We start from the raw sequence: 22,905 nt of genomic DNA on the forward strand, positions 1-22,905 counted from the left end.
CGCCACGAGAACCGGGCGCCGAGCCCCAGCATGATCGTCAAGCCCCCCGAAAACCCCGCACACGTGCGAAAGCCACCTGTTCGAGACGCCGCCGGTCAACCCCCCGAGGGTGACCTCAGCCCCCCACCCGCGAGAACCGCGTTCAGCTCACCCGGCCTCCGGCGCGGGATCCTCCGGCGGCTGCTCCGTGGGCTCGGGCGGGGACGGTGGGGTGGACAGGTCGTTCTGCTCGCGGACCGCGAGCTCCCAGCGGTCCGACATCGTGGCCTGCCCGTCCCCGTTCGCGTCCGGGACCCCGGGTGCGGGGGCCTCGCCGTCGGGAACGGGCTGGTCGCCATGGACCGGAATCAGCGTGTTGAAACGCTGGTCCGCGTTGTACTTCGTGGCGAACAGATATCGACCGCCGACGCGGAGCAGGGTGTCTCCCTCCGGGAGGTCGACGACGTTCCCGTCGGCATCCGTTCCGCCCTGTTGATTGACCACCACCACCCCTTTCACGTCCCCCTTGAAAACCCGCTGTACTTCCACCGCGTACTGGGTTTCCGCCCCGATGCCCAAATCCTTCTGCCCCTTGAGCGCGGTGACCTTTCCGTAGAAAAGATCCTCGGCCCCGCCGGCCAGATTCGCGTCGTCGGAGAAATCCGCCTCGTAGACCTGCGAAATCACCGAACGTGCCGGCGGGTTTCCTTCGTCGCGGGAAAGGGCGACGGTGATCGTGCCCGTCGCGGCCGCCAAGGCGACGCACGAGGCGATGACCAGGTGTGAGCGCTTCATCCCCGTCACCCCCAGAGCCTGTGGTAGGCCGTGCGATCGACGGAGGTGGGCCGTCCGTTGCCGGGAGTGCCCTGCAGGGTCGTCGCCATCAGCGTCCCGTTGGCCTTGTGGTCGAGTCCCAGGGCGTGCCCCATCTCGTGGGCCGCCGCCCGGCGTCGCCACGCCGTGGAGCCGAACTTCCGACCGTCGTCGAGGAACGCCCGGTTCATGACGAGGTGGTCCGCGCCCACTCGGCCCCGCCACTGCGCCACCCATGCGACGTCACCGCGCGTCTCGTCCCTCCACTCGAGATCGGTGATCGTGTTCCACGAGTCCGGGGCGATGTTGATCCGGCGCAGGTCGTATTCGCTGTTGTACCAGACGCCCGCGGCCCATTTCCGGGCATCGTCGAAACGCGTGCCGTCCTCCCACCGGATCTCACCGGCGTCCACCGAGGAACGCCCGCGGGAATCCGCCGCCGACGCGGAGGGCGCGGCGGTGATCGCGGCGGTCGCGGCGGTCGCGAGAAAAAGCGCGAGCGTGACCGAACGGCCTGGCAAACCGACTTTTGTGCGATCCCTGCGCCCCATGCGTCATCTCCCGTGGTGGGTGTGGATTCCGATGTCCCCGACGATCGACGGTGCATGTTAACCCCCGCATCGACGGGAATTGATCCCTCCATTTCTGCCGGGGATTCTTTTCGGCCGCGAGGGCGGCGGTGGTGCCGTGCCGCCCGCATTCGGGCGCCCCGCTCCCGGGCGGGGGGAGCCCGGCCTGTCCGTCTCGGCGGGTGGGCCGCGGGTTGCCGTTCTGTATGGGGGCATGCAGAGTGCTGCATGGCTGAATGGGCCCGCCCCGGATGGCGCGGGCCGGCCGGATGGACGGACGGGAGACACGGTCAATGGGCGAGGGCCCCGCGGCGCGGTTGCAGAAGCTGTTCGAGGGGCACCGGCTCACCCCGACCCAGCGGCGGATCGCCCACTGCATGGTGCGCAGCGCCGGCGAGGTGCCGTTCCTGTCCAGCGTGGAACTGGCCGAGCTGGCGGGCGTGAGCCAGCCGTCGGTGACCCGGTTCGCGGTGGCGCTCGGCTTCGACGGGTACCCGGCGCTGCGCCGGCACCTGCGCGAGGTCGCACCCGTCACCCCGTCGCGCGGAGACGCCGAGGAGGGCGGGGCCGGCGAGCCGAACGCCTACCAGCAGGCCGTCGAGGGCGAGATCGCCAACCTGCGCCGACTGTCCGAACTGCTCGCCGACCCGGCCCCGGTCGAACGCGCCGGCCGGCTCCTCGCCGAGTCCGCCCCGCTGCCCGTCCTGGGCCTGCGGGCCGCCTCCTCGCAGGCGCGCGGGTTCGCGTACTTCGCGGGCAAGGTCCACCCGGACGTCCGACTGCTCGACGAGGGCGGCACGATGCTGGAGGACCGGCTCGACGCGGCCCGACGGGCGGGCGCGACGGCGCTGCTGTGCTTCGCGCTGCCGCGGCACCCGAAGGAGGTCGTGGACGCGCTCGGACGGGCCCGGGAGCTCGGGCTGACGGTGGTCACGGTCGCCGACTCCGCGTTCGCCCCCGTCGCCGGCGTCTCCGACCTCCTCATCCCCGCCCCGGTCGGCACCGGCCTGGCCTTCGACACGGCCTGCGCCCCCATGCTGCTGGGCCGCGTGCTCCTGGAGTCCATGGCCGACGCCCTCCCGGACGCGCAGGCCAGGCTGGAAGCCTTCGACACCCGCGCGGCGACCCGCGGCCTGTTCGTGGACTGAGTGACGCCCGGGTGGTGCCCACCCGGACGGCCCCGCGCCGCATCGAGGGGGCGGGGAGGGTCAGGAGGTGGTGGGGAGCGGGGCGACGAGGGTGATTTCGAGGCCGTCGGGGTCGAGGACGGACGCGTAGCGTTCGCCCCACGGGGCGTCCTGGAGGGGGCGTCGGGGGGTGCCGCCGGTTTCGAGCAGGGCGGCGTGGAGCGCGTCGACCTCGGCGGGGGTGTCACTGCGGAACATCAGGCTCTGGCGTTCGTGGGTGCGCGGTGCCGGGCCGCGCCAGTCGGCGTCGAACGCCTGGTAGACGCCCTCGGTGTCGAAGGCCATGACCAGGCCCGGGGCGACCGGGATCTCCACGTGGTCCATGGAGTCGGCCGACGCGGGGATGTCCAGGCCGAGGCGACGGTAGAACGCCAGCGTCTTGGGGACGTCCGCCGCGATGATGTTGATGATCGCGAGTTTGGTTGCCATGCCCGAAATTGGATCACCCGGGATCGGGCCCCGCACTCCGACACGACGAGCGACCCCGCGGGTTCCGGGTGTGGCGGTTACTTCGGGCGGCCGGACGGGACGGTGGTCGGCATCGACGTGTCCGTGCACGGCGGCATGACCTCGCGGCTTGCGGTGGTCCCGGGGTTCCTCGACCACGAGACGTGGCTCGTGATCCCGCAGAACACGTACGACGACCCCCACTGCGACCGCCTGATCGACGCGACGAACTGGTGAGGGACCGGCCGCCCGGCCGGGGTGAGCGGCCGGGCGACCGGGGCGGCGCGCGGCACACTGCCGTGCAGGTGCAGGTGCAGGTGCAGGTGCGGGTGCGGGTGCAGGTGCAGGTGCAGGTGCGGGTGCGGGTGCGGGTGCGGGTGCGGGTGCGGTGCCGCCTGGCGCCGTGCGGTGGGCGCGGGCGTAGGTGTGGTGCGGCTTGGTGCGGCGTGGCGGGCGCGGGTCAGAGCAGGTGGTCGGCCTTGCCGGCCTTGATGTCCCGGATGAGCGTCCGCAGGGCCTCGGCGGAGTCGGTCAGGTAGTTCTCCTCCTGCCCGGCCACGGCGATGTAGCTGTTCCCGGCGTCATCGACCCCTATCCGGAAGCAACTCGCGCCTTCACCACAGAACGGTTCTGACCAGGTGATGTTCTCCGGCATGTCGTGCCCCTTCACAGGAGGTGGTCGGCCTTGCCGGCCTTGACGGCGAGGATCAGGGCGCGCAAGGACGCGGTGGGCTGGGTGAGCGGTGCGTCTTCTTGTCCGAGGACCGCGATGTGGGCCTGCCCGTCAGCAGTCGTGCCGAAGCGGAAGCAGGCATTGCCCTCGCCACAGAAGGCGGGTTCCCAGGTGATGTCGTGCACGGTGGTCGTCCTCAAAGCTCTTGGATGATCGAGTGGATGAACTGGCGCGATTCCGAGTCGGACAGTGCTGTCTTGTCCAGCCACGCCAGGTGGCTTCGATATTTCGCCAGTTGGGCCGGGGCGTCGAGGAAGCCGGGTCCGTGGGCGGAGTCGAGCTGGGCGGTGGCCAGATTGGGCACCGCCGCATCGGCGTAGAGCAGGGTGCTTCCGGTCCCTGGGAACATGCCGTGCTCCACGGTGATGACACGGACCGAGATGTGTTCGCGCTCGCCTTGTTCGATCAGGTGCGTGAGCTGCTCGCGTGTGGTCGCTCGTCCTCCGAACAGCATGCGCAGGGCGGCCTCGTGGATGTAGGCGAGGTAGGGCTTTGGCCGATCACCGTTGATGACCTGGGTGCGTTCCTGCCGATGGGCGGTGCGAAGTTCGATTTCCAGCCGGGGCAGCGGTGGGAGAACGGCGCCGAAGATCAGGCGCGAGTACTCCTCGGTCTGGAGCAAACCCGGCAGGTGAACGGTCTGGGTACTGGCGAGGCTGATGGCATGCCATTCCAGTTCGGTGATGTCGAGCATCCCCGGAGGGAGCTTCCCTCGGTATTCCTCCCACCACCCACGAGGGGACGGTCGTGCCATGTCCACCAAGCCGTCGACGTATGCCGTGTCCTCGCAAGCGCAGTTGAGGGCCAGGGTGCGCAGGCGGTCCTCGTTGATGGCTCGGGTGCCGGATTCGATGTTGGAGATCTTGCCCCGATCCACCCCGAGCAGGCGGGCCGCGGTCTCCGCCGTCATGCCGGCGGCCGTGCGCATGCGGCGGATCTCCGTGCCCAGGCGGACCTGGCGGTAGGTGGGCGCTGTTCTCGGCGGCATGGCATCTCCTCGGCGTGACCTGGGACGCAGTCTGCCGCGTGAACCCTACGGCTATCTACGGGGTGAATTTACCCCTGACTGTGTGGCGCGGAGCCACTTCTGCGCTCTACCGTGAGTGTCGCGTCGCTCACTCCGGGGAGCCGAAGCGCACTGGATTGCCCTGCCCTGCCCCGAAAGCCATCGGGTTCGGGTGTTCGGGCGAGGGGGGTGCCGGCATTGCCACGGCTCGGGGGGCGTCGTCGTATCCGCGTCATGTCCATCGCCTTGCTCACCGCCGGGAGTTCGCCATGTCCTCGCCCCTCACCACCTGCCAGAGCGACCCGCAGCCGCGTGCCGCCGATCGATTCGGGATCGCGTACTCGTTCACGCTGCCCGGGGAGTCGCTGTCCGCGCGGATCGCGCGGCGGACCGTAGCCGAGGTGCTGGGGGCACACGGCTTGCGCGGCGAGTACGTCGAGGACGCGGCGTTCGTGGCCGGGGAGTTGGTGGCGTCCGGGTGGCGGTGCGCGCCGGGGGAGGAGCTGTACCTGTCCGTCCGGTACCGCGCGGACCGGCTGCGGGTGATCGTCTACGACGCGCACGCCCGGCACGTCGCACCCCGCCTCGCCGCCGTGTGCGACGCGCGGCGCCGCTCCCGGCTGCGGGTGGTGGGCGCGCTCGCGCGGGAACGGCACGGGGAGCACGGGTTCGGGCCGTCCCAGACGCCCGGCGGAGGGACCCGCACGTGGGTCACGCTGCCGGATCCGCAAGCCGCCGAACTCGCCGCCCTCGCCGCGCGTTGATTCCGCCGCCGGGTCGTTCTGCCCGCCGGGACGCCGGGACGCCGGGACGCCGGGACGCCGGGACGCCGGGACGCCGGGACGCCGGGACGCCGGGACGCCGGGACGCCGGGACGCCGGGACGCCGGGACGCCGGGACGCCGGGTTGTGCGGGAGCGCCGGGAGTGTTGGAAACGCCGGGGGTGCTGGGGCGCCGGGGTGTCGGAGGCGCCAGGTTCGACGGGTCTCTGGGGGCCGGGTTCGGCGGGGCGGTGGCATGGTGTGCCGGGGGCTCCGGGGAGGCTCGGTTCGTCGGGCGCGGGGGCGGCTCGGTCGGTCGGGGTTGCGTGGCCGTCGTGTTGGCGTGCCCCGTGCGCCCGGCGCCCTCGGCCCGAGCCGCACCGCCAGGACCGCCGGCGTTGCTGCCCGAGGCGGGCCCCGTCGGTGGTCCGTTGCCCGCTCCGTGCGTCCGCCCGTGCTCCCTCCGCCGAACGCGGCCCGGCCGGTGGATCGCGTGCCTGCGAGGCCGCTCCGGATCACCGCGTGGTCACCCCGCCCCGCCCCGGCCGTCAGGTTCCCGCCCGCCCGTTCCATCCGCGCCACCCCCGGTTCGCGCCGTCCGCCTCGCGCTCGCCGTGCGTCGGTCCGTGTCCGTCCCCCGGTTGTCCCCCGGCCGTCTCCCGGTCGCCGTGTGTCGGGCCCGCGCCCGGCCCGCGTCGGCTCCGCGCTCGGGCCCGTGCTCGCCCCGCGTACGTCATCGCGCTGTGTCCGTTCGGCCTGCTCCGGCCTCGGGCGGGTCCGCCGTGTGTGGGTCAATTGGGCGCGCCGGGTCGGGGGGTTGTGGTGGGGGTGTGGTCGGGTGGGGGGTGTGCTCTGGGTGCGCCCCGTGGGTGCTCCCGCGTGCGCCCCCGTCCGGCGCGGGGCGGAATGCGCGGAGCGACGCGCCGGGTTCACCGGCCTGGCGGCCGTCGAAACGATACTGCCCGGGCGACCGGGTGACGGGGCGTTCCCCGGGGCCGGGGCGGGCGGTTGCACCGCCCGACGCGCAGATGTGCCTGCGCGCCCGTCGAACGACATCCTTCAGGAGAGTCATGCGTATTCGCTCCGCCATCACCGCCTCCGTCCTCGCCGCCGGCATCATGCTGGGCGGCGCCGGCGCCGCCCTGGCGACCGACGGCGTCAGCATCGACGAGTTCTCCGCCGGGCGCGCGGCCGGTGGCTCCACCTGTTCCTCCTTCGCCGGCGTCCCGGCCCGCATCGGCCCGGTGTACGCGGACAGCTGCGAGAAGGGCTTCGAGAAGGAGTGGGCGACCGGCGCGCACCTGGGCACCGGTCACTGACCCTGCCCGTTCCCGAGGGGCGGTCGTGCTTCGGCACGGTCGCCCCTCGGGCGTTTCCGCCGGCCGTGGCCCGATCTGCCCCGCGCTGTTGACTGGACCTATTCATACAGACAGGATGTGAATGGATCGGCCAACATCGAGGAGGCACAGCCATGTCAGGACCCCGCCCCGTACGGGCTCCGCGCGGTACCGAGCTCAGCGCCCTGGGATGGCAGCAGGAGGCCGCGCTGCGGATGCTCCAGAACAACCTCGACCCCGAGGTCGCCGAGCACCCCGACAAGCTCGTCGTCTACGGCGGCACCGGCAAGGCCGCCCGCGACTGGCGCTCGTACGACGCGATGGTCCGCACCCTGCGCACCCTGAAGCAGGACGAGACGATGCTCGTGCAGTCGGGCCGGCCGGTCGGCGTGATGCAGACCCACGAGTGGGCCCCGCGCGTGCTGATCGCCAACTCCAACCTGGTCGGCGACTGGGCGAACTGGGAGGAGTTCCGGCGCCTCGAAGCCCTCGGCCTGACCATGTACGGGCAGATGACGGCCGGCTCCTGGATCTACATCGGCACCCAGGGCATCCTCCAGGGCACCTACGAGACCTTCGCCGCCGTCGCCGCCAAGCTGCATTCGATCGGTAAAGGAGGGGTCAACGGCACCCTCGCCGGGACGATCACCCTGACCGCCGGTCTCGGCGGCATGGGCGGCGCCCAGCCGCTCGCCGTCACCATGAACGACGGCGTCGCCATCTGCGTGGACGTGGACCCGCGCGCCATCGACCGCCGCATCGAGCACCGCTACCTCGACGTGCGCGCCGACGACCTCGACCACGCGCTGCGCCTGGCCGTCGAGGCCCGCGACGCCCGTCGTCCGCTCTCCATCGGCGTGCTCGGCAACGCCGCCGAGGTCGTTCCGCGGCTCCTCGCGATGGGCGCGCCCATCGACATCGTCACCGACCAGACCTCCGCCCACGACCCGCTGGCCTACCTGCCCGTCGGCGTGGCCTTCGAGGACATGGCCGACGCCGCCGCCAAGGACCCGGCCGGTTTCACGACCCGCGCCCGCGAGTCCATGGCCCGGCACGTGGAGGCCATGGTCGGGTTCATGGACGCCGGCGCCGAGGTCTTCGACTACGGCAACTCCATCCGCGGCGAGGCCAAGCTGGCCGGCTACGACCGCGCGTTCGCGTTCCCCGGGTTCGTGCCGGCCTACATCCGTCCCCTGTTCAGCGAGGGCAAGGGCCCGTTCCGCTGGGCCGCGCTGTCCGGCGAGGCATCCGACATCGCCAAGACCGACAAGGCGATCCTCGACCTCTTCCCCGAGAACGAGTCCCTGCACCGCTGGATCAAGCTGGCCGGGGAACGCGTCCACTTCCAGGGCCTGCCCGCCCGCATCTGCTGGCTCGGCTACGGCGAACGCGACCGGGCCGGCGAGCGCTTCAACGACATGGTGGCCTCCGGCGAACTCGCCGCGCCGCTCGCGATCGGCCGCGACCACCTGGACTGCGGCTCCGTCGCCTCCCCGTACCGCGAGACCGAGGCCATGCTCGACGGTTCGGACGCCATCGCGGACTGGCCGCTGCTGAACGCGATGGTCAACGTGGCCTCCGGCGCGTCCTGGGTGTCGCTGCACCACGGCGGCGGGGTCGGCATGGGCCGTTCCATCCACGCCGGTCAGGTCACGGTCGCCGACGGCACGAAGCTCGCCGGGGAGAAGATCCGCCGCGTGCTCACCAACGACCCGGGCATGGGCGTGATCCGGCACGTGGACGCCGGGTACGAGATCGCCGAGACCGTCGCCGCCGAGCGCGGGGTGCGCATCCCGATGCGCGAGGGCGACGACGCCGGCACGGGCACCGCGGCCGTTGGCACGGGCGGCACGGGCGGTACGGGCGTTGAGGGCGGGGCCGAGGCGTGAGCGACGGCGCCCCCCGCGCGAACCCCGCCACACCCGCACCCGCGCGCACCGCGACCGTGCACACCGCACCCGCGCACACCGCGACCGCGAGTCCGCCGTCCTTCCACAGCATGTGGAAGGAGCTGGCCCCGATCGGCCGGCACGCCGACTCCGGCGGGTACCGCCGGTTCGCGTGGGGCGGCGCCGACACCGACTGCCGGGCCTGGTTCGCCGACCAGGCCCGCACCCGGGGCCTGACCCTCGACGTGGACCGCAACGGCAACCAGTGGGCCTGGTACGGGGACCCGACCGCCGGCGACGCCGTCGTCACCGGCTCCCACCTCGACTCCGTGCCCGACGGCGGCGCCTTCGACGGGCCGCTGGGCGTGGTCTCCGCGTTCGCCGCCCTCGACGAACTGCTGCGCCGGGGCGCCCGCCCCACCCGTCCGATCGGCATCGTCAACTTCGGCGACGAGGAGGGCGCCCGCTTCGGCCTGGCCTGCGTCGGCTCCCGCCTCACCGCCGGGCGCCTCACCCGCGACCAGGCCCACGCCCTCGTGGACGGCGACGGAGTCACCCTCGCCAAGGCCATGGCCGCCGCCGGCCACGACCCCGACGCGATCGGCGCCGACCCCGAGCGGCTGTCCCGGATCGGCGCGTTCGTCGAGTTGCACGTGGAACAGGGCCGCGCCCTGGCCCTGCCCGGGACCGACGCGGCCGTCGGCATCGCCTCCGCGATCTGGCCGCACGGCCGCTGGCGCTACGACTTCCGAGGCGAGGCCAACCACGCCGGCACCACCCGGCTCGTGGACCGCCGCGACCCCATGGTCGGCTACGCCCGCACCGTGCTCGCCGCCCGCGCCGAGGCCGCCCGCACCGGCACCGTCGCCACCTTCGGCAAGATCTCGGTGGAGCCCAACGGCGTCAACGCCGTGCCCTCCCTCGTGCGCGGCTGGCTCGACGCCCGCGCCGCCGACCAGGCCGGACTGGACGCCGTCGTCGCCGGTGTGGAGGCCGCCGCCCGCGAGCACGCCACGGTGGACGGGCTGGACCTCGCGATCACCCGCGAGTCCTTCACCCCGATCGTCGAGTTCGCCCACGGCCTGCGCGACGAGATCGCCGCCATCCTCGGCGGCGGCGCGGACGCGGGCGTGGGCGCGGGGGCCGGGGCCGGGGTGCCCTCCCTCAGCGTGCCGGTGCTGGGCACCGGCGCCGGACACGACGCCGGGATCCTCTCCGACGCGATCCCGACCGCCATGCTGTTCGTGCGCAACCCCACCGGGGTCTCGCACTCCCCGGCGGAGTTCGCCGAGGAGGACGACTGTGTCGCCGGGGTCCTCGCCCTGACCGACGTCCTGGAAGGACTGGCCTGCCGGTGACCACCTCCCCCACACCTCTTGTCGGGTCGGCGCCGGAGGCGCGCGTGTGGTGGCTGGAGCACGCCTGGCTCGGCGACCACGTCGAACCCGGCGTCACCCTCACCACCGCCGGCGGCCGGATCACCGCCGTCACCACCGGCCCGGCCGGCCCCGCGGCGCCGTCCGGGCCCCCGCCCGGCGCGACCGTGCTGCGCGGCCTCACCCTGCCCGGCCTGGCCAACGCGCACAGCCATGCCTTCCACCGGGCCCTGCGCTCCACCGTGCAGATCGGCTCCGGCACGTTCTGGACCTGGCGCGACCTGATGTACCGCACCGCCCAGCACCTCACCCCCGACAACTACTTCGCCCTCGCGCGCGCCGTCTACGCCGAGATGGCGCTGGCCGGGATCACGGCCGTCGGCGAGTTCCACTACGTGCACCACCAGCGCGACGGCGTCCCCTACGCCGATCCCAACGCCATGGGCGAGGCTCTGATCGCCGCCGCCCGCGAGGCCGGCGTCCGCATCACCCTCCTCGACACCGCCTACCTCTCCGCCGGCTTCGGCGCCCCGCCCGAACCCCACCAACGGCGCTTCTCCGACGGCACCGCCGAAGCATGGGCCGAACGCGTCGACGCCCTCAAGGTCCCCGTCGGCGCCGACCCGGACGCGGTGCTGATCGGCGCGGCCGTGCACTCCGTGCGCGCCGTCCCCGCCGACCAGCTCGGCACCGTCGCCGACTGGGCCCGGGACCGGGGCGCGCCGCTGCACGTGCACCTGTCGGAGCAGACCGCCGAGAACGACGCCTGCCAGGCCGCCCACGGCCGCACCCCCACCCGGCTCCTCGCCGACCACGGGGTGCTCGGCCCGCACACCACCGGCGTCCACAACACGCACCTCACCGACGAGGACATCGCCCTCATCGGCTCCACCGGCACCGGCACCTGCATGTGCCCCACCACCGAACGCGACCTCGCCGACGGCATCGGCCCGGCCCGTGCCCTGCAACGCGCCGGCAGCCCGCTGTCCTTGGGCAGCGACAGCCACGCCGTCGTGGACCTCTTCGAGGAGGCCCGCGCGATGGAGCTGAACGAACGGCTGCGCTCGCGCACCCGGGGCCACTGGACGGCCGCCGCCCTCCTCGCCGCCGCCTCCCGCGACGGACACGCCGCGCTCGGCCGGCCGGACGCGGGCACCCTGGAGGTGGGCCGGCTCGCCGACTTCACCACCCTCGCCCTCGACACGGTCCGCACCGCCGGAGCGCTGCCGCGACTGGGCGCCGAGACGGCCGTGTTCGCGGGCAGCGCGGCGGACGTGCGGCACACGGTGGTGGGCGGCCGACACCTCGTGCGCGACGGGCTGCACACGAGCGTGCCCGACGTGGCCGCCGCCCTGACGGAGGCCATCGCGGCCCTGCGGTGAGCCGCTGAGCCGGCGGGACGGTCGGGGCGGGGTCGTGTTTCACGTGAAACGGGCTGTTTCACGTGAAACACGACCGGCCGGCGCGCGGACGGGGGCACGGGGCGGGGCAGGGGGCGGTCCGAGCGGTGTTCGAGTGGGGCCCTCCGCGCGCCGCGTACCGTCCCGGGCGTACGGCCCGCAGCACCCCGTAGCGTCCGTCCAGACGAACACACGCACGCACCGGAGCACGCACACGCGCACCACCCGTACCAGCCGCACCGCCGGCACCACCGGCACCGCGCCGCGCCCGGCCCGTGCCCCGGTCCCGCCCCCGCACCACCACCCTCACCGCCACCCTCACCACCGTCCGGCCCCGCCACGCCCGCCCTCGCCCGTACCCCCGCGACCCTCGTCACCGCGCGCCGAAGGAGACCCCGACCCCGTGCACACCCTCCACGCCCCCGTCCCGCCCCACCACGCGGGCGACCCGGGTGCCACCACCCTCATCCGTGACATCGGGCTGCTCGTCACCAACGACCCCGCCCACCCCGCCGGCGACGGCTCCCCGCTCGGGCTGATCCCCGACGCCGCCCTCGTCCTCGACGGCGAGACGGTGGCCTGGGTCGGCCGCACCGCCGACGCCCCCGACTGCGACGTGGCCGTCTCCGTCGAAGGCCGCGCCGTGATCCCCGGCTTCGTCGACTCCCACTCCCACCTCGTGTTCGCGGGCGACCGCACCGCCGAGTTCAACGCCCGCATGTCCGGGCGCGCCTACTCCGCCGGCGGCATCCGCACCACCGTGGCCGCGACCCGCGCCGCGAGCGACGAGGAACTGGAGGCCAACCTCGTCCGCCTCCTCGCCGAGGCCCGCCGCCAGGGCACCACCACGATGGAGACCAAGTCCGGCTACGGCCTCACCGTGGACGACGAGGTCCGCGCCCTGCGGATCGCCGCCGCCCACACCGAGGAGGTCACCTACCTCGGCGCGCACGTGGTCTCCCCCGACTACGCCGAGGACCCCGCCGGCTACGTCAAGCTCGTCACCGGCGAGATGCTGGAGCTGTGCGCCCCGCACGCCCGCTGGGTCGACGTGTTCTGCGAACGCGGGGCCTTCGACGGGGACCAGGCCCGCGAGATCCTCACCGCCGGCGCCGCCGCCGGCCTGATCCCGCGCGTGCACGCCAACCAGCTCGGCCCCGGGCCCGGCGTGCTGCTCGCCGTCGAACTCGGCGCGGCCTCCGCCGACCACTGCACCCACCTCACCGACGCCGACGTGGACGCCCTCGCCCAGGCCGCCGACACCACCGTGGCCACACTGCTGCCCGGCGCCGAGTTCTCGACGCGCGCCGTGTGGCCCGACGCGCGGCGGCTGCTCGACGCGGGCGCGACCGTGGCCCTGTCCAGCGACTGCAACCCCGGCTCCTCCTTCACCAGCTCCATGTCCTTCTGCGTGGCCCTGGCCGTCCGCGACATGCGGATGACCCCGGACGAGGCCCTGTGGTCGGCGACGGCGGGCGGCGCGCGGGCGCTGCGGCGGGAGGACGTGGGCGGGCTGCGGGTCGGGGGCCGGGCCGACCTGGCCGTGCTGGACGCGCCCAGCCACGTGCACCTCGCCTACCGCCCGGGCGTCCCGCTGGTCACGGCGGTCTGGCAGCGGGGCGTGCGCGTGGCCTGACGCCCGTCGCCCCACCCGCCCCGCCGTCCCGCCGTCGTGTGCCGGGGCGGTGGGGCGGTGGTGCGTCCGGGGCTCGGTCAGGGGCGGGTGTAGGTGCGGGTGATGATCTCCAGGTTGTGGCCGTCCGGGGCGTCGAAGTAGACGCCCCGGCCGCCGAAGAGACGGTTGACCGCGTCGGGTTCGGTGTGCGCCGGGTCGGCGTAGTGGGTGACGCCGAGGGCGCGGATCCGGGCCAAGGCCGCGTCGAAGGCCGCGTCCGGGATCAGGAACGCGTAGTGCTGCGGCTGGATCGGCTCGCCGCGCAGCTCGTACACGTCGAGCGTGACCCCGTCGGCCAGGCGCACGGGCAGGAAGGGGCCGAAGGGGGCCTCGACGGTCAGGCCGAGGACGTGGGCGAGGAACTCGGCGGTGACGGCGCGGTCGGAGGCGTGCACGACCGTGTGGTCCAGCCGCACCGCCGGCCCGGCCGGCTCGGGCCACGCGGGCACGGGACGGGAGACCGGCGCGGGCCGGGCGGGTCCGGGCGCGGGCTTCGGGGCGGCGGTGGACGGGCGCGGGGACGCGGGAGCCGGCTTCGGAGCGTCGGCGTCGGGGGTCGCGGGGGTGGTGGGGGTGGTGGGCTCGGGCATGGTGGGGCCGTCTTTCGCGGGGCGCGCGGGGTCCGGCGGGCGGGGGTCCGGCGCGCGGGCGGGCGTGGTCGTCCCTCGGCGGGCGAGGGGAGGCGCGGCGGCGACGGGAGGTCGCGGGCGCGGGGGAGGAACGACGGGGACGGCGGGGCGCGGGGGCGGCCGGCCCCGTCCCGCCCGGGGCTCACGCCGAGGCCGGGCGTCCGTCTCGTGCACGGCCCAAGGCCGACCCGGCAGTCATGCGCCCGAGCGTAACGAGGGGGCCGGTGATCGACAACGGAGATCGTCATCTCGCGGCGTCCGTGGGGGTCTTGGGGAGGCCCGGGGGAGGGGGCGAGCGGGCGGTGTCGGGTCTCTTCCCTCCGGTGGGTCCCGGGCGTACCTTGAGCCACCGATCTGACAAACCGTCAGTAAACATGGCGGTGCCCGCGTCCCGAGGGGAAGTCCAGACGTGTCCATCCGCAAGCACACCACCGCGCTCGCCCTGGCCGGCGCCGCGACGCTGGCGGGGCCGGCGACGCTGCTGCTCCTGGCCACTCCGGCCCACGCCCAGGTCGTCGACGTCAAGTACGACTGCAAGACCCCGATCGGCGACAAGTCCGCCGTCTCGCCCATCGACATCAAGGCGGAGAAGGACGGCGCGGGCTACAAGCTCACCATGTCCTTCCAGAAGGGCGTCTCCTCCAGCCCCATCGACCTCGGCCCCGGCGCGATGAGCCCCAGCGCCGTCATCAAGGCGGGCGGCGCGGACGACGCGAGCGTGCCCGTCGCCGGCCCCGCCAACAGCGCCGTCGTCCCGGCCAACGCGCCGATCAAGATCAGCGACCTGTCGGGCACGTACACCCCCAAGGCCAGTGGCAAGGTCACCTTCACGGCGGGCGTGCTGACCATCAAGGCCATGGGCACGACCACCACGTGCACCCCCGGCAACAGCCCGGGCCCCTCGCTCGAACTCGACGTGACCGCGGCGGGCGGCGGCGGGACGGACGGCGGGGCGACGGCCGGGGCGACCGCCGGGGCGACCGCCGGGGCCGGACAGCAGAACCTGCCGCAGACCGGACCCGCCGACTCCGCCCTCGCGCTCGGCACCCTCGGCGCGACCGTGGTCCTCGTCGGCGCGGGCGGTGTCCTCTGGCTGACCCGACGCGGCCGCACCACGCGGATCTGACCCATGACCCCGCCCCCACCGCACCCGACCCCCACCGGCCCCCCCGGCCCCGCCCCGAACCCCCGTCCGACCCCCGCCACCGCCGAACCCACCTGCACCCGGGACGACGTGCCGGTCACCGCCCCGAACCCCCGTCCGGCCCACGCCACCGCCGAGCCCACTCCCAGGCGGGGCGACGCGCCGGTCGCGTCCCCGAATCCCCGTCCGGCCCCGGCCACTGCCGAACCCACTTCCACGCGGGGCGACGTGCCGGTCGCCGCCCCGAACCCCCGTCCGGCCCCCGCCACCGCCGAACCCACTCCCACGTGGGGCGACGTGCCGGTCGCCGCCCCCGCTCCCGCTCCCGTTCCCGTTCCCGCGTCCGGGGCCGGGCCGACGGCCGGCGGTGCGCTTTTGCCGCGCGCCGGGGCGGGTCCGGACGGCGGCGCGCCCGCCGGTGCCGACGCGTCTCGCCTCGGCTTCGGGGGCGGGCACGGGGGTGCGGCCCCCGGTGGTTCGTTGGCGCGTCGGCGTCGGCGGCGGGCCGTGCGCGGTCGGGGTGGGCGGGTCGCCGGGGTGGTGGTCGGGCTCGGGACCGTGCTCGGCGCCCTCGGGCTGCTCGCCGGCCCGACCGCCCAGGCCGCGCCCACACCCTCCGCGCCCACACCGTCCGCGCCCACACCGTCCGCGCCCACACCCTCCGCACCCGCCCCGCCCGCGCCGTCCGGCGCCGCGCCGAACGGCGCCACGGGTGCGGACGGACAGGGCGCGGGCGCCGGCGCGGGCTGGACCGCCGAACCCGAGGGTGGCGCCGTCCGGCGCCCCGTCGTCCGCCTGAACGGGCCCGCCGGCACCGTCCTCGCCGACCGGCTCACCCTCACCAACCCCGCCGCCGAACCCCGCACCCTCACCCTCCGCCCGGCCGCCGCCGGCACCGCCGAGGACCCGGCCGGCTCGGCCGACGCGGTGGCCTGGGTCAGCCTGGGCGAGGCCCGCACCGTCACCGTGCCCGGCGCGACCCGCGCGGTGGTCCCGTTCACGGTCACCGTGCCCGCCGACGCCCGCCCCGGGGACCGCGCCCTGGAACTCGTCGTCACCGACGGGGTCCGGGACACCGTCGTGCCCCTCGCCCTCACCGTCACCGGGCCCGCACTCGCCGCGCTCACCGTCGAGGACGTGCGCGTCACCGGCCAGGGCGCCGGCACCCGCGTCACCTACACCCTCGCCAACCGGGGCACGGTGCCGCTGGCCCCCGAGGTCACCGTCACCGCCGACGGGCTCTTCGGCGACCCCGAGGCCGGCCCCCGCGCCCCCCGCGAACCCGCGCTCGCCCCCGGCCGCCGCGTCACCCGCACCCTCGCCTGGCCCGACGCGACCGGCCCCGACCGCGTCACCCTCACCCTCACCGCGACCGCCCCCGGCGCCCGTGCCGAGGCCCACACCCGCACCTGGCTGCTGCCGGGCACGGCGGGTTGGGGCGTGCTGCTCCTCGCCCTCGGCGTGGCGGGCGTCCCCGTCGGCATCGTCACGGCGCGCCGTCGCCGAGCCCGCGCGACCGCGTGGGACGCCGAACTCGACGCGGCCCTCGCCCCGCCCCATCCACCCGCACCCGTCCCCCGCCGCACCCCGACCGGACCGCACCGGCGCCCCGCCCCGGCCGCCGCGCCGGTACGGAACACCCCGGCCGTCACCACCGCCACGGGCGCGCCCACGCCGAACCCGACCACGCCTCGACGCCCCAACGGGAACCCCGTGCCCGTCGCGCACCCCGAACCCCAGGCCACACCGGCCCCCGCCCGCCCCCGGGCCACACAGGCCGCCACCCGGCCCCAGGCCATACCGGCCGCTGCCGCTGTCACTGTGGGGGCCGCGGACGGCGGTCCGGGGACGACGACTCGCGCGGCCGCCGACGCGTCGGCCGCTGCCGGTTCGACAGCGAGAGGCGTCGTGGCCGGTCCGCGCACAGGCGGCACGCAGGCGCCGGCTCCCGCCTGTCCGGCAGGGGCCGCCTTGGACGGCGCTCCGGGAACGGACGTCGCGAGGAGGCCGGTTCACCCGGCCGTCGACGCTTCGGCCTCCGCGCGTCCGACGGCGGGGCCCACGGCGGTGGGTCCGCGCACGGGCGGCGCGGCGATGCCGTCCCGCGCGGCGGTGGCAGGCGCGGCGCCCGCCGCTTCGACGGCTCCCGCCGCCTCGACGGCTCCCGCCGGTTCGGCCGGGGCGGTCTTGGCCGGTGGTCCGGGAACGGACGCCGCAGGGACACCGGTTCACCCGGCCGTCGACGCTTCGGCCTCCGCGCGTCCGGCGGCGGGGCTCACGGTGGCCGGTCCGCACATGGGCGGCGCGGCGATGCCGGCTCCCGCCGGTTCGGCCGGGGCGGCCTTGGCCGGTGGTCCGGGAACGGACGCCGTGAGGAGGCCGGTTCACTCGGCCGTCGACGCGGCCCTCGCTCGTCCGGCGGCGGGGCTCACGGTGGCCGGTCCGCACATGGGCGGCGCGGCGATGCCGGCTCCCGCCGGTTCGGCCGGGGCGGCCTTGGCCGGTGGTCCGGGAACGGACGCCGTGAGGACGCCGGTTCACTCGGCCGTCGACGCGGCCCTCGCTCGTCCGGCGGCGGGGCTCATGGCGGCCGGTCCGCACACGGGCGGCGCGGCGATGCCGTCCCGCGCGGCGGTGGCAGACCCGGTGGCCGCCGGGGACGGCGGCCCGGGGCCGGTACTCGCCGGGGCGGCGGCCGGGGCGGTGGCCGGGGTCGGGGATGGTGACGCGGCGACGGTGGTGTTGTTCGACGTGATCCTCACCGTCGGTGACGGGCCCGTCTTCGGCGGTCGGATCGCCCCCGCCGCCCCGCGCCTGACCACGCCCAGGGCCCTGCCCGCCGCGCCGGTCGCCGCCGACCCGCGTGCCCTCCCCGCGCTCCGCACCGCGTCCGACGCGGTCACGGCATCCGAAATGCCCGCCGCACCCACCCCGTCCGCCGAAGCCACCGCACCCGCCCCGCCCACCGCAGGGGCCGGTCCCGGTGGCAAGGAGGGGCGGGGGCGGCGGCGGTTTGGGCGGCATGCGGCGGGGCGGCATCGGCCCGGTCGGGTCGAGGCCCGCGCGGCCGATCGGTCCGGCCCACCGGCGGTCTCGGCGGGGCCGGCGTCCGGCGTCCCGGGGGTGCCGGGACGCGAGTCGGGCCCCGAGGGCCCGGCGCACCCCGACCACGAGCTGACGGGAGCCACCAGGTGAGCCGCACAGACCCGATCCGCCGGGCGTCGCGACGGGAGCGGGCCCCGCGCGGCCGGAACGGGGTCCGGGCCCCGCGGACCGGGCCCGTGCCCCCGCCCCGCGCGTCCCGGCGCACGCTCCGGGCCGGGCTGCTCGCCGTGCCGGCCGTGCTCGTCCTGCTCGTCCTGTTCGGGCCCGGCGTCCTCGCCGGGTCCGCCGCGCCCCGGGCCGCCGAGCCGCCGCCCAAGGCGGCCCTCTCGCTGCCCGAGGTCGCCAAGGGCACCGACGTGACGGTCAGCGGCAGCGGCTGGAAGGCCGGCAGCCTCGTGATGCTGCTGCTGTGCGGGCAGAACATGATCGGCGGCACCAACGCGTGCGCGAACGCCGAGGGCAACGCCGTCGTCGTCGGCGGTGACGGCACCTTCCGGGCCCCGCTGCCCGTGGGCGCCCCGCCCAAGCCCTGCCCGTGCGTGGTGAACGTGTCCTCCGTCAACGGCGGCCAGGAGGGCCTGTCGCTGCCGCTGCGGATCACCAACCACCCCACCGCCCCCCTGCCCGCCGAGGGCGGCACCCCCCGGCTCGCCGTGCTCACCGGGCTCCGGCTGGAGGGCGAGGACGGGGTGCTCACCTGGTTCGGCGCCCCGCCCGAACGCCGGGTGGTGATCACGGTCGGCAACCTCGGCACGGGCGCCGTCCGCGACCCCGTGTTCCAGGTCGGCGTCGGCGACGGGGTGCTCGCCCCCACGTGGGAGGAGCAGGAGTGGAAGGGCGAGATCAAGCCTGGCGGTAAGGCCGAGGTGGTGCTGAAGGTCGAACTGGGCGCGGGGGCGCACGGTGATCACGAGGTGTCCGTGAAGTACGGGGACACGGTGCTCGCGGGTCAGCCCTGGCGGGTGGACCGCCCGTACGGGGTGCTGTTGTTCTGGGTGCTGCTGTTCCTCGTGGTGCCCACCGCCCTGTTCCGGATCGGGATGGCCGTCGTGGACCGGGTGTCGCCGCGCGGCGGCGGGCCGGCCCGTGCGGCCGGGGTGCGGGTGGTCGGCGGCTCGCGGCGGCTGCGGCCCGCGACCCTCCCGCCCGCGACCCTCCCGCCCGCGCCCGTGCCCCCCGCGGCCCCCGGGCCCGCCTCGCCGCCGCCCGGCGGCCGGCACCGGGGCGCGGAACGCGGCGGCAGGCCCCCCGCGCCCGCGTCCGGGCACCCGGCCACGCCCGTGTCCGCCGCTCCGCCCCCGGGCTCCGAGGCCGTCACGACGCGGCTGCCCCGGATCCCGCGCGGCCGGCCCGGCCGCCGCCCGTCGGCCCCGCCGACCCCCGAGACCACCACGGCTGTCCTGCCGTGGTTCACCCCGGACAGCGACCCGAGTGCGTCATCCGAGGCTCCGGCGAGCTCCGCACCGTCCGAAGACCGTCCGACGACGAAGGGACACCAGTGAAGAACCGACGGAGGATGAGCGCGGCCGGTGCCGCGCTGATGCTCGGCGGGGCGGGAATCCTGCTTTCGGCAAGTCCCGCCATGGCCGCCGAGGTGACCTTCAAGACCGAGTGCATCCCGCCTTCGATCTCCGGTCTGCCCCCGATCCAGGGGGAGACCACCGTGTCGATCACGGCCCCGGCCACGGCCAAGGTCGGCGACACCGTCGACGTGACGTGGAAGACGACGAAGGCCGCGTCGAAGAACCCCGACGTGCTGGACCTGAACGCGAACGTGGTCCAGCCGAGCGGCACGCTGAAGGTGGGCGGGGCGCAGAGCGGCGAGGTCGCCGTGCAGGGGCCCCGGCAGAACCCGCCGATCCCCAAGGGGCAGCCGATGCAGCTGTCCGAGATGAAGGGGAAGCTGAAGATCGAGAAGGCGGGGGACATCACCCTCACGCCCGACAAGTACACGATCAACGTCAACCAGATCATGACCACCGAGACGAAGTGCGCCCCGAAGGAGGCCCCGGGGGTCGGCGCGACGATCAAGGTGGAGGGCGGGTCCGGTTCCACGGCCGGGACGACCTCCGGGACGACCTCGGGCACCACCTCCGGGACCACGTCGGGCACCACGTCCGGCACCACCTCGGGGACGACGTCCGGCACGACCAGCGGGACCACCTCCGGCACGACGTCCGGGACCACCTCCGGGACCACCGCCGGGAACGGCGGCGGGCAGACGGACTTCCCCGGCAAGGCCGTGAACGTGAAGTTCGACTGCGGTTCCGTCGTGCCCGGGGGCATCACCACCCCGGTCACGATCAACGCGAAGAAGAACTCCTCCGGCGCCTACGACCTCACGGTCAAGACGGCCAAGGACGCCATGAAGGCGCCCGTGCCGCTGCCCGCGGGGGCGTTGAAGCCCACGCTCACGATCAAACTGGGCGGCGCGGACTCGGGCACCGTGACGGTGTCCGGGCCCGGAAACTCCGCGCCGATCGGGCAGGGCGAGGGCGTCACGCTCAGCGACATGACCGGCAGCTACAAGCCGGGCAAGACCGGCAAGACCACCCTCAGCCCCGGTGACATGAAGATCGACGTCAACATGGGCGGGGCGCCGATCCCCGTGGACTGCAAGGCGAGCAGCACCGGGGTCTCCCTGGAGCTGGACACGACGGCGCAGCCCGGCGGCTCCGGTTCGACCACGAACGGGACCACCACCGGCACCACGACCGGGACCACCACCGGGACCACGACGGGCACGACCACCGGCGCCACCGGCGGCACCCTGCCCAACACGGGCGCCGAGGACGACGGCGGGATCAAGGCCCTCGGGCTCGTCGCCGGCACGGTGATCCTGCTCGGCGGCGCGGTCTTCACCTTCACCCCGTGGCGGCGACTGCGCGGCGGCGACCGGAGCTGACCCCGCACCCCGTACCACCCCGTACCACCCCGTACGCCCCGCACCATCCCGTACGGCGAGGAGGCCCCCGCACACCGTCCGGTGTGCGGGGGCCTCCTCACGTGCGCGGGGCGACGTGCGTCAGTGGACGCCACCCATGAGCGGCTGGACCTTCTTGCGGTACATGAAGATCGCGATGCCCGCGAGCGCGGCCAGCAGGCCCTGGCTGGCGAACCAGCCCTGGGAGTCCGTGGGCGCGCCCAGCAGCTGGAGCAGGGCGATCGTGGAGTCGCCGGCGGTGACGGCGAGGAAGAACACGCCCATCATCTGCGAGGCGTACTTCTGCGGCGCCAGCTTCGTGGTCAGCGACAGGCCGACCGGGGAGAGGCACAGCTCGCCGACGGTCTGGATGAAGTACACGCCGACCAGCCACATCGGGCTGACCTTGCCGTCGGCCGCGACGCCCTGCGCCATCATCATGATGCCGAAGGAGACACCGATCATGACCAGCGCGAAGGAGAACTTCACGAGGGTGCTCGGCTCCTTGCCGCGGCGCGAGAGGAACACCCAGAAGAAGGCGAACAGCGGCGCCAGGGCCATCACGTACAGCGGGTTCAGCGACTGGTACCAGCTCGCCGGGAAGTCGAACCCGAACAGCGTGGACTCGGTGCTGTCCTTCGCGAACAGGGCCAGCGTGGAGCCGGTCTGGTCGTAGATCGCCCAGAAGATCGCGGCGGCGACGAAGAACCACACGTACGCCGACATGCGGGACTGCTCGTCGGTGCTGAGGTCGCGGTCGCGCTTGATGCGGATCAGGGCCCAGGCCGGGAGGATCAGGCCCGCGATCGTCAGCGGCCACAGGGCGTAGTTGATCGTGAAGATGCCTGCGAGGCCGATGATCGCGTAGGCGGCGACGGCGACGCCCAGCCAGATCAGGCCCTTCTTGAGCACGGAGGACTTCTGCTCGGCGGTCAGCGGGTCCGGGACCTGGTTGGAGACCGGGTTCAGGTGGCGGAAGCCGAAGAAGTAGAAGACCAGGCCGAGCGCCATGCCGACACCGGCCATGGCGAAGCCGAGGTGCCAGTTGACCTTCTGGCCGACCCAGCCGACGGTCAGCGGGGCGATGAAGGCACCGAGGTTGATGCCCATGTAGAAGATCGTGAAGCCGCCGTCGCGACGCGGGTCGTTCTTGTCGCGGTAGAGCTGGCCGACCATCGTGGAGATGTTGGCCTTCAGCACGCCCGAACCGGCGGCGATGAGCGCCAGGCCGATGAAGAACGAGACGGTGGCGGGCACGGCCAGCAGGAAGTGGCCGGTCATGATCACGACACCGGCGACGGCCACGGCCTTGCGGGCGCCCCAGACGCGGTCACCGAGCCATCCGCCCGGGAGGGCGAGGAGGTAGACCATCGCGTTGTAGACGGAATAGATCGCGACGGCCGTCGCGTCGTTCATTCCGAGACCACCGTCGGCCACGTTCGTGGCCAGGTAGAGCACGAGCAGCGCGCGCATGCCGTAGAAGCTGTAGCGCTCCCACATCTCGGTCATGAAAAGAAAGGCGAGGCCGCTCGGGTGGCCCAGGAAGGTCTTCTCGGGCGCGTTGTTCGCCTTCGAATCCGCCGTCAGGCTGGAAGCCATGGTCGATCCTTGCTTGCTCGGGACGCGTCGCTTCGTGAGCGATGTGCCGCGCCCGGTCGAGGGGTGGCCGGCACCGGCCGATGAGCCCTCCACCCCACGCCCGGGGGTCACGTCGCGTTGCGGGCGACGAAGGGGAACTCACCACCGGGATCCACGCCCTGCCACGCACCATCGCGCGCAGGGCCCGGCCCACAGGTCATTCACTGTCGTTCGGCCGAACGGCCATTCCGCGGGAATGTCCGACCGACCTTCTACAGAAACGGAGACCTTTGTGATCGTTTTACGGCACAAAGATCTCCGAGGTAGTGCATCAGGCGTCTCGCCACCATACGA

At 74.5% G+C, this 22,905-nt stretch carries 20 protein-coding genes; 12 read left to right on the forward strand and 8 right to left on the reverse strand.

Translation table 11 applies throughout. The features are described from left to right. Positions 1–147: 147 nt before the first annotated feature. Both ACN20G_RS15885 and ACN20G_RS15890 read right to left on the reverse strand, forming a co-directional pair. Positions 148–783, reverse strand: coding sequence for a hypothetical protein (locus tag ACN20G_RS15885; protein WP_424213440.1), 636 nt, complete (start codon positions 781–783; stop codon positions 148–150). Beyond that, on the reverse strand, positions 780–1,343 hold the full coding sequence (locus ACN20G_RS15890; protein ID WP_424213442.1) for a matrixin family metalloprotease: 564 nt from the start codon (positions 1,341–1,343) through the stop codon (positions 780–782). Before ACN20G_RS15890 ends, ACN20G_RS15885 begins: the two co-directional genes overlap by 4 nt. A gap of 311 nt (positions 1,344–1,654) precedes the next feature. Here ACN20G_RS15890 and ACN20G_RS15895 point away from each other — a divergent pair, with 311 nt between their 5' ends. Beyond that, a complete protein-coding gene (locus tag ACN20G_RS15895; protein WP_424213443.1) occupies positions 1,655–2,509 on the forward strand; it encodes a MurR/RpiR family transcriptional regulator in 855 nt (284 codons plus the stop codon). Positions 2,510–2,569: 60 nt separating this feature from the next. On the opposite strand, the gene ACN20G_RS15900 is transcribed toward ACN20G_RS15895, so the two are convergent. Further along, a complete protein-coding gene (locus ACN20G_RS15900) occupies positions 2,570–2,977 on the reverse strand; it encodes a VOC family protein (protein WP_424213444.1) in 408 nt (135 codons plus the stop codon). Positions 2,978–3,079: 102 nt separating this feature from the next. On the opposite strand from ACN20G_RS15900, the gene ACN20G_RS15905 reads away from it, so the two are divergent. Continuing rightward, a complete protein-coding gene (locus ACN20G_RS15905; RefSeq protein ID WP_424213445.1) occupies positions 3,080–3,232 on the forward strand; it encodes a hypothetical protein in 153 nt (50 codons plus the stop codon). Positions 3,233–3,455: 223 nt separating this feature from the next. Here ACN20G_RS15905 and ACN20G_RS15910 read toward each other — a convergent pair whose 3' ends face one another. Genes ACN20G_RS15910 through ACN20G_RS15920 form a run of 3 tightly spaced genes read right to left on the reverse strand, consistent with a single transcriptional unit; the run spans position 3,456 to position 4,716 of the window. Next, complete coding sequence (locus ACN20G_RS15910) at positions 3,456–3,650, reverse strand: hypothetical protein (RefSeq protein WP_424213446.1); 195 nt, start codon at positions 3,648–3,650, stop codon at positions 3,456–3,458. An 11-nt stretch (positions 3,651–3,661) separates the two neighbouring features. Beyond that, positions 3,662–3,853, reverse strand: a complete 192-nt coding sequence (locus ACN20G_RS15915) for a hypothetical protein (RefSeq protein ID WP_424213447.1) — start codon at positions 3,851–3,853, stop codon at positions 3,662–3,664. A gap of 11 nt (positions 3,854–3,864) precedes the next feature. Further along, positions 3,865–4,716 carry a helix-turn-helix domain-containing protein gene (locus tag ACN20G_RS15920; protein ID WP_424213448.1) on the reverse strand — a complete coding sequence of 284 codons (852 nt, stop codon included), beginning with the start codon at positions 4,714–4,716 and terminating at the stop codon, positions 3,865–3,867. A gap of 287 nt (positions 4,717–5,003) precedes the next feature. On the opposite strand from ACN20G_RS15920, the gene ACN20G_RS15925 reads away from it, so the two are divergent. The 6 genes from ACN20G_RS15925 to hutI all read left to right on the forward strand — a co-directional run bounded on the left by ACN20G_RS15925 (position 5,004) and on the right by hutI (position 13,133). Further along, positions 5,004–5,498, forward strand: coding sequence for an ATP-binding protein (locus ACN20G_RS15925; protein ID WP_424213449.1), 495 nt, complete (start codon positions 5,004–5,006; stop codon positions 5,496–5,498). Between the two features lie 1,067 nt (positions 5,499–6,565). Then, complete coding sequence (locus ACN20G_RS15930; protein WP_424213450.1) at positions 6,566–6,814, forward strand: hypothetical protein; 249 nt, start codon at positions 6,566–6,568, stop codon at positions 6,812–6,814. A 152-nt stretch (positions 6,815–6,966) separates the two neighbouring features. Continuing rightward, positions 6,967–8,721, forward strand: coding sequence for a urocanate hydratase (gene hutU, locus ACN20G_RS15935; protein ID WP_424213451.1), 1,755 nt, complete (start codon positions 6,967–6,969; stop codon positions 8,719–8,721). Between the two features lie 110 nt (positions 8,722–8,831). Further along, entirely contained in the window at positions 8,832–10,079 is a 1,248-nt protein-coding gene (locus ACN20G_RS15940) for an allantoate amidohydrolase (protein ID WP_424215531.1), read from the forward strand. Further along, entirely contained in the window at positions 10,070–11,479 is a 1,410-nt protein-coding gene (locus ACN20G_RS15945) for a formimidoylglutamate deiminase (RefSeq protein WP_424215532.1), read from the forward strand. Before ACN20G_RS15940 ends, ACN20G_RS15945 begins: the two co-directional genes overlap by 10 nt. A gap of 421 nt (positions 11,480–11,900) precedes the next feature. Continuing rightward, positions 11,901–13,133 (forward strand): imidazolonepropionase, encoded by a 1,233-nt coding sequence (gene hutI, locus ACN20G_RS15950; protein WP_424213452.1) that lies wholly within the window; start codon positions 11,901–11,903, stop codon positions 13,131–13,133. Positions 13,134–13,210: 77 nt separating this feature from the next. Here the strand turns inward: hutI and ACN20G_RS15955 are convergent, their stop codons facing one another. After that, on the reverse strand, positions 13,211–13,621 hold the full coding sequence (locus ACN20G_RS15955) for a VOC family protein (protein WP_424215533.1): 411 nt from the start codon (positions 13,619–13,621) through the stop codon (positions 13,211–13,213). 589 nt (positions 13,622–14,210) lie between these two features. Between ACN20G_RS15955 and ACN20G_RS15960 the strand changes: the two genes are divergently transcribed. The 4 genes from ACN20G_RS15960 to ACN20G_RS15975 all read left to right on the forward strand — a co-directional run bounded on the left by ACN20G_RS15960 (position 14,211) and on the right by ACN20G_RS15975 (position 20,955). Beyond that, on the forward strand, positions 14,211–14,927 hold the full coding sequence (locus ACN20G_RS15960; RefSeq protein ID WP_424213453.1) for an LPXTG cell wall anchor domain-containing protein: 717 nt from the start codon (positions 14,211–14,213) through the stop codon (positions 14,925–14,927). Between the two features lie 525 nt (positions 14,928–15,452). Further along, the gene (locus tag ACN20G_RS15965) at positions 15,453–18,140 is read left to right on the forward strand and encodes a hypothetical protein (RefSeq protein ID WP_424213454.1); all 2,688 of its coding nucleotides are present in this window, start codon (positions 15,453–15,455) and stop codon (positions 18,138–18,140) included. Between the two features lie 86 nt (positions 18,141–18,226). Beyond that, positions 18,227–19,552: a neocarzinostatin apoprotein domain-containing protein gene (locus tag ACN20G_RS15970; protein WP_424213455.1), complete on the forward strand. Its 1,326-nt coding sequence runs from the start codon at positions 18,227–18,229 to the stop codon at positions 19,550–19,552. Positions 19,553–19,566: 14 nt separating this feature from the next. Next, positions 19,567–20,955: a hypothetical protein gene (locus ACN20G_RS15975; protein ID WP_424213456.1), complete on the forward strand. Its 1,389-nt coding sequence runs from the start codon at positions 19,567–19,569 to the stop codon at positions 20,953–20,955. Between the two features lie 120 nt (positions 20,956–21,075). On the opposite strand, the gene ACN20G_RS15980 is transcribed toward ACN20G_RS15975, so the two are convergent. Then, on the reverse strand, positions 21,076–22,572 hold the full coding sequence (locus ACN20G_RS15980; protein ID WP_424213457.1) for a peptide MFS transporter: 1,497 nt from the start codon (positions 22,570–22,572) through the stop codon (positions 21,076–21,078). Positions 22,573–22,905 lie beyond the last annotated feature (333 nt).

This window comes from Streptomyces dryopteridis (genome assembly GCF_049606955.1).
GTDB lineage: Bacteria > Actinomycetota > Actinomycetes > Streptomycetales > Streptomycetaceae > Streptomyces.

Coding starts and splice junctions, on each gene's coding strand:
- ACN20G_RS15890 (WP_424213442.1), bottom strand. CDS start 1,343: ATGGGGCGCAGGGATCGCACAAAAGTCGGTTTGCCAGGCCGTTCGGTC.
- ACN20G_RS15895 (WP_424213443.1), top strand. CDS start 1,655: ATGGGCGAGGGCCCCGCGGCGCGGTTGCAGAAGCTGTTCGAGGGGCAC.
- ACN20G_RS15900 (WP_424213444.1), bottom strand. CDS start 2,977: ATGGCAACCAAACTCGCGATCATCAACATCATCGCGGCGGACGTCCCC.
- ACN20G_RS15910 (WP_424213446.1), bottom strand. CDS start 3,650: ATGCCGGAGAACATCACCTGGTCAGAACCGTTCTGTGGTGAAGGCGCG.
- ACN20G_RS15920 (WP_424213448.1), bottom strand. CDS start 4,716: ATGCCGCCGAGAACAGCGCCCACCTACCGCCAGGTCCGCCTGGGCACG.
- ACN20G_RS15925 (WP_424213449.1), top strand. CDS start 5,004: ATGTCCTCGCCCCTCACCACCTGCCAGAGCGACCCGCAGCCGCGTGCC.
- ACN20G_RS15930 (WP_424213450.1), top strand. CDS start 6,566: ATGCGTATTCGCTCCGCCATCACCGCCTCCGTCCTCGCCGCCGGCATC.
- hutU (WP_424213451.1), top strand. CDS start 6,967: ATGTCAGGACCCCGCCCCGTACGGGCTCCGCGCGGTACCGAGCTCAGC.
- ACN20G_RS15940 (WP_424215531.1), top strand. CDS start 8,832: ATGTGGAAGGAGCTGGCCCCGATCGGCCGGCACGCCGACTCCGGCGGG.
- ACN20G_RS15975 (WP_424213456.1), top strand. CDS start 19,567: ATGAGCGCGGCCGGTGCCGCGCTGATGCTCGGCGGGGCGGGAATCCTG.
- ACN20G_RS15980 (WP_424213457.1), bottom strand. CDS start 22,572: ATGGCTTCCAGCCTGACGGCGGATTCGAAGGCGAACAACGCGCCCGAG.